Source organism: Bradyrhizobium sp. NAS80.1 (assembly GCF_001908205.1).
In the GTDB taxonomy this organism is placed as follows: domain Bacteria; phylum Pseudomonadota; class Alphaproteobacteria; order Rhizobiales; family Xanthobacteraceae; genus Bradyrhizobium.
In genome coordinates, this window is sequence record NZ_LGHL01000342.1 from 1 (window position 1) to 2,758 (window position 2,758).

Genomic DNA, 2,758 nt, shown 5'->3' on the forward strand with positions numbered 1-2,758 from the left:
TTTGCAAACCAGCAGAATGGCCCATCTGCGACCTCGTGCGATGTCCTGCTTGATGCCGCTACTGAGGGCATAACGGACATGTTCAAGGGCCGGGAGTGCCTATCGCAGCTTCTTTTGCTCCACCGCGCTCACGGTCGCGGGCTTTCTGGATCGCTGTCGGGAAACAGGTTTGGCGACGGGCGGGCGATCATTGCTGATGGTCTCAGTCGTCGTGTTCGCTCCCTGTTGCGTCGCGGCAGGATATACCTCACTTCCGCTTCCAGCGGCATAGCGGACCTGCCCCGGATTTCCCGCTGGCCCGATTCGGTCGCGAATGACCCTGGCTGTGTAAAAACGCGAATGATCGAGACACGGCTAGAATTACATTCTTCAGTTCGTCGTCTAAGTTGAAGCCGCGTGCTAGCTTAAGCGCTAGAACCGCCTTGGACGAATAACTTCTTCTATCGCGCTCAAGCGCCTTGGCGTTTTCACACAGCCAAGACCCCAAGGCGACATTACGGCTAAGCGGCAACGATGCTTCCTCCGACTTCCATCGTGGCCGCCGCGCTGGCGACGAAAGCTTGTTCCCAGAAGAACAGGCGCACGCCACCGAGGTAGTGTCAGTTCCGGCATGGCCCATCGAGGAAGACTTGCACCTCCTGGAAAAGCTGTATCCGGTTCTTCTCCAGCATAACGAAATGCGTTCCCTCGCCGATCTCGACGAGCCGCTTGTTTGGGCCACTTGGAAGCTTGTGGAAGAGCGCTTGTGCACCCTGGCTGGGAGTCAGCCGATCCCATTCGGCGACAACCACCAGCGTCGGGATCTTGATCCTCTCGGGGTCGTAGTATGCCTTGCCCGCGTCCCAGTAATTGCGGTTGTCCTGGAACACGCCCGCTGGGCTGCGCAGCACCGGTGGCTCTTGCTTTGAACCGGCCGGATCGCTGGCCAATGCGGCCGCCGACCATGCTTCGAACCAGCTCGCCGGCATCAAATCGTTCTTGCGGTCGTCGGGAGCGCCGGCCTGCAAGCGCTCACGCGCGGTCGCCATTGGTGCCGCAACATAAGCTCCTAACGGGGGAGGCGCAGCTTGCGGCAGCGGTGAGGTCCTTAGCCACGTTGGCGCATAGAGCACGAGCCGGTCGACTTTGTCATTGTGGTCGGCCGTGTAAGCGCCCACAATCACGGTCCCCCACGACCAGCCCATAAGACTGAGCTTCGACAGACCTCGCCGCTGAAGGATGAAGTCGATTGTGGAGCCGATATCCTTCACAGCCACGTCAGTCGTAACGATAGGAGGATTTCTGGCGGCTGGCTGGTCCATTTCCGGCGGACGCGTGGATCGGCCGTAGCCGCGCACATCGATCAAATACACATCCCAACCATGCTGGGCGATGTAGTCCATCCACGACAGTCCCTCGAGCGGAAGATCAAAAGTCGCCTCCGACGGTTGCGTCGCACCGTGAACGAACAGCAACGTTTTCTCCGAGCTAAACTGCTTCAAATCTTCCGTGTGTTTGTTTCTGACGTAGAGCTTTATTCCGGGATCGGCAGCGTCGATCATGAACTGCTCGGTCACCAGTTTTTGCGCTGGATCGGCCGCAATGGCGGACTGGCGCGCAGCGGTCTCAGCCTTTGCAAGTTGCGGTGCCAGCACGACGCCGCCGAGGGCCAGGGTGCTGCAGCAGAGCGCGTGACGTCTCGTGATGATCATGATCCTCCTCCCTCGGGCCATCCCTAGGTCGCGCCAGAAAACCCCCGGCGAGCGCACTCAGCGACCATGGCGATTTACATTCACGGAATCCGCCAATGCCAGCCGTCTCTTCCAAAGGAACGAGCCTTAAGCCTTCAGGTCCGTGATCCGCATGATCGCAACCACGTTCCCATCGTTGTACGCCTGCTCTTTTGTGTCTTTGTTGCAGGTCCAGACAAAGTTCTTCTTGGCCGTAAAGGTCTTTCCCTCCTGCTCAAGCCGCATCTCGCCTTCGGTGATATGGCAGACCATGGCATTCTCCATCGGGGGACCCATCGTCTTCGAGCCTGGCTGCATAATGAGATCGCGCATTGAGACGGTCTTAAAGCCGGGGATGATGGCAGGTGTCTCGCCATCATAAGCGCGCACCACGACACCTGGCCACGGCGTCGTATCCTTGTAGCCCGTGGTTTGAGCGGCAGCTGGCTTCATCATGGCCGCCGAAGCCGCTGCTAACCCGATTCCCAATGCTGACCTTCGATCGATCTTGCTCATCGTTTCTCTCCAGAGGTTACGGCAACGAGCCGCCGCGGAAGCGGCGCGCGCATTTCATAAATGTGAATGCTGGTGCGAACCGAAAAAAGCGTCGGTCTCTTGAGAGAGCGTGCCTGCCGATGGCATCGGTACTGCTCGTTCGCCCTGGGCGGTGATTTCGGCCGTCCCGCTTCAAGGGCAACTACATTATACGCGACCTGGATAAACACCGTCAAAAATGCACAACGTCTCAAATTGGTGGGAGCCTGAAGACCGGACTCCTCGGTCGCAGCTTCTCCAGCCAACTGATATAGCAAGTCAGCGTGACTGACCGGCTCCGCGGCTCAGTCGGAGGTGAGTGCGCCGCCACGACCCGATTGGTACGCCGTTCGGAGGCGAGGACTGCGGTTCCTCAGAATGTCCGGAATTGGCCCATCGCGACATATTACGGTGCCACGAATTTCGGTCGCAAGCGGGACGAAGCGGACATCGGATGTCGGTCATGATCGGTGGGGTTCGTCGCGAATGACCCTGGCTGTGTAGAAACACGAAAG

At 58.9% G+C, this 2,758-nt stretch carries 2 protein-coding genes; both read right to left on the reverse strand.

Features of this window, described 5'->3' with window-relative positions:
* Positions 1-599: 599 nt before the first annotated feature.
* The gene (locus AC629_RS43080; protein ID WP_084810675.1) at positions 600-1,691 is read right to left on the reverse strand and encodes an alpha/beta hydrolase; all 1,092 of its coding nucleotides are present in this window, start codon (positions 1,689-1,691) and stop codon (positions 600-602) included.
* Between the two features lie 126 nt (positions 1,692-1,817).
* Entirely contained in the window at positions 1,818-2,225 is a 408-nt protein-coding gene (locus AC629_RS43085; RefSeq protein WP_084810676.1) for a hypothetical protein, read from the reverse strand.
* Positions 2,226-2,758 lie beyond the last annotated feature (533 nt).

What these genes read in the sequence shown, in the direction of transcription:
- AC629_RS43080 (WP_084810675.1), bottom strand. Translation starts at nt 1,691, where the DNA reads ATGATCATCACGAGACGTCACGCGCTCTGCTGCAGCACCCTGGCCCTC.
- AC629_RS43085 (WP_084810676.1), bottom strand. Translation starts at nt 2,225, where the DNA reads ATGAGCAAGATCGATCGAAGGTCAGCATTGGGAATCGGGTTAGCAGCG.